The sequence below is a fragment of the Hydrogenophaga sp. A37 genome (assembly GCF_002001205.1).
Classification (GTDB): Bacteria; Pseudomonadota; Gammaproteobacteria; order Burkholderiales; family Burkholderiaceae_C; genus Hydrogenophaga.
Map to the genome: position 1 here is coordinate 1 of NZ_MUNZ01000020.1, position 2,699 is coordinate 2,699.

Genomic DNA, 2,699 nt, shown 5'->3' on the forward strand with positions numbered 1-2,699 from the left:
CGATGAGGCGGGCCAGGCGCAGCAAGCGCGCTTTGCGACGACAATCCCGGCCAACGCCCGCACCTCGGTCTATGAGTCCAGCCTCATGGCCGCACTCAATGCCCATCTGGGCGACATCAAATCCTGGTTGAAGGTCGACTGATCAGAGGTCAGAGGTCGAGCACCAGGCGTGCGCTGCAGGCGCGCGAACAGCAGGGCAGGAACTGGTTGTTCGCCGCGCGCTCTTCGGGCGTGAGGTACTGGTCGTGGTGATCGGGCGTGCCGGCCTTCACGCCGGTCAGGCAGGTGCCACACACGCCCTGTTCGCACGACATGGGAATGTCCAGCCCCGCCTCAAGCAGGGCGGCGAGCGCGCTCTGGTCGGCGCGCACCGGGATCACGCGGCCGCTGCTGGCGATCTCCAGTTCGAAACTGCCGTCGTGGCTGTGGTCCACCGGTGCCGCCGCGAAGTACTCGCGGTGCAGGCGCTCTTCAGGCCAGCCGGCGGCGCGGCCGGCGGCCAGCACCGCGTCCATGAACCCGGTCGGGCCGCAGACATAGAGGTGCGTGCCTTCGGGTGCGCGCCGCAGCGTGGTGGCGATGTCGAGTTTCTGCGTCGCATCGCCGTCGTCGAAGTGGTGGTGGCTGTGCCGGGCATACGCCGAGGCGGCGACCCGCTCCAGAAACGGCGTGCGCTCTCGCGAACGCGTGCAGTGGTGCAGCTCGAAACACTCGCCCTGGTCCGACAGCCGCTCGGCCATGGCCAGCATGGGCGTGATGCCGATGCCGCCGGCCAGCAGCAGGTGGCGGCTGGCCGTGGTGCTCAGCTCAAACAGGTTGCGCGGCGCGCCGATCATGAGCGTGCTGCCTTCTGAGAGGCTGTCGTGCACGGCCTGCGAGCCACCCCGCGAGGCCGGATCGCGCAACACGGCGATCTGGTAGCGGTGGGTTTCGCCGGGTGGGTTGCACAGCGAGTACTGCCGCACCAGTCCGTTGGGCAGGTGCACGTCGATGTGCGCGCCGGCGGTGAAGGCGGGCAGGGCGGCGCCGTCGACGGGCACCAGGTCGAGGCTGCAGATGTCGAGCGCTTCCACGCGCCGGGCCGCGACGCGCACGCGGATCGGCGTGGTCATTCAGCCGCTCCCTTCTCGGCCGCGATCACGCGGTCGATCACCTTGCGCGACTGCACGCCGCCCGCGTCGATGTTGAGCATGAGCAGCTTGCGGCCCGGGTGGGTGCCGATGTTGCGCTGCTGGCGCTCCAGCATCTCCAGGTCCTCCGAAAAAATCTTGCCCTGGCCCTCGCGGATCTGCGCGGTCAGCGCCTTGTCGGCCGGGTTGAACTTGCGTGCCATGCCCCAGAAGTAGTGCATCGAGGTGTCGGTCTCGGGCGTGATGAAGTCGATCACCTTGCTGTAGACCTTGTGTTCGGCCGGCGCGTCGTAGCCGCCGTGGCCGGCGTGCGCCACACCCACTTCGATGATCACGTGGCTGGGCGGCGTGAAGCGGCAGATCTGCCAGCGGTCCACCGGCACGTCGTCGGCCAGGCCCTTGGCGCGCAGCGCGGCCTTCCAGAACGGTGGCGCCGGGATGTCGCTCATGAAGCGGCTGGTCATCACTTCGTCCCCGTTGACCGTGGTCTTGCAGGGCGTCTCGTCGATCTCTTTCTGGCCGATGCTGGTGGAGTGCACGTAGGTCTCGTGCGTCAGGTCCATCAGGTTGTCGACCATGAGGCGGTAGTCGGCCTTCACGTGGTAGAGCCCGCCGCCATAGGCCCACTCGGGGTTGTTGTGCCATTCCATCTGGGGGATCAGCGCCGGGTCGGCCTTGTCCTTCTCACCGGGCCAGACCCAGACGAAACCGTAACGCTCTTCCACCGGAAAACTGCGAATGGCCGGGAAACCGCCGACGCGCTGGCCGGGCATGGACACCGTCTTGCCGTCGCAGCCCATCTCCAGGCCGTGGTAGCCGCAGACCAGTTTGCCTTCACACACCTGGCCCAGCGAAAGCGGCGCGCCGCGGTGCGGGCAGAAGTCTTCCACCGCCGCGACTTTGCCGCCCTGGGCGCGGTAGAACGCGATGGGGTGGTTGCAGATGGTGCGGCCCAGGGGCTTTTCGTCGATCTCGTCGGCCGTGCAGGCCACATACCAGGTGTTGATGGGGAACATGGGGTGTCTCCTTGTGGTGGTCAATCCGCTTCATTCAGCATACTGAATGAAGCGGATTGTACGGAAAGATCGGCTGGCGCAACAGGGGGTCAGACCTCGGGTTTACCCGAATCTGACGGTGGCGCGCTGTTTTCGTTGAGGTGCACGAACTTGCGCAGCAGGCGCAGGAATTCGGCCTGTTCGGCCGGCTCCATGGGCGCGAGCAGCGCGCGGTACATGGGGGCCACGCGGGGCAGCATGTCGGCCAGCACCGCTTCGCCTTCGGTGGTCAGGCGCAGGCTGCGCTGGCGGCGGGGCAGCAACTCGCGCACGATCCAGCCCTTGGCTTCGAGGCGGGTGGCGATGTCGGCGGTGGTGGAGGTGTCCAGTGCCACCTTCTCGGCCAGGGTCACCTGGTCGATGCCGGGCGAGGCCTGCAGCGCGCGCAGCAGTGCGTATTGCACGGGTGTGACCTGCCGGCCGTGGGTGTCGTGAAAACTCGAGACGGCCAGCTGGTGGGCCCGGCGGATCAGGTGGCCGGGTTCGGTCTGCAGCGAGGCGTCGAAGCTGGGTT

General features: G+C 67.5%; 3 protein-coding genes. All 3 read right to left on the reverse strand.

Annotation, left to right across the window (positions count from 1 at the left end; genetic code table 11):
• Window positions 1-149: 149 nt before the first annotated feature.
• The 3 genes from B0E41_RS00130 to B0E41_RS00140 all read right to left on the reverse strand — a co-directional run bounded on the left by B0E41_RS00130 (window position 150) and on the right by B0E41_RS00140 (window position 2,679).
• Window positions 150-1,112, reverse strand: a complete 963-nt coding sequence (locus B0E41_RS00130; protein ID WP_077327360.1) for a PDR/VanB family oxidoreductase — start codon at window positions 1,110-1,112, stop codon at window positions 150-152.
• On the reverse strand, window positions 1,109-2,146 hold the full coding sequence (locus B0E41_RS00135; RefSeq protein WP_077327363.1) for an aromatic ring-hydroxylating dioxygenase subunit alpha: 1,038 nt from the start codon (window positions 2,144-2,146) through the stop codon (window positions 1,109-1,111). Before B0E41_RS00135 ends, B0E41_RS00130 begins: the two co-directional genes overlap by 4 nt.
• An 89-nt stretch (window positions 2,147-2,235) precedes the next feature.
• The gene (locus tag B0E41_RS00140; RefSeq protein WP_077327366.1) at window positions 2,236-2,679 is read right to left on the reverse strand and encodes a MarR family transcriptional regulator; all 444 of its coding nucleotides are present in this window, start codon (window positions 2,677-2,679) and stop codon (window positions 2,236-2,238) included.
• Window positions 2,680-2,699: the final 20 nt, after the last annotated feature.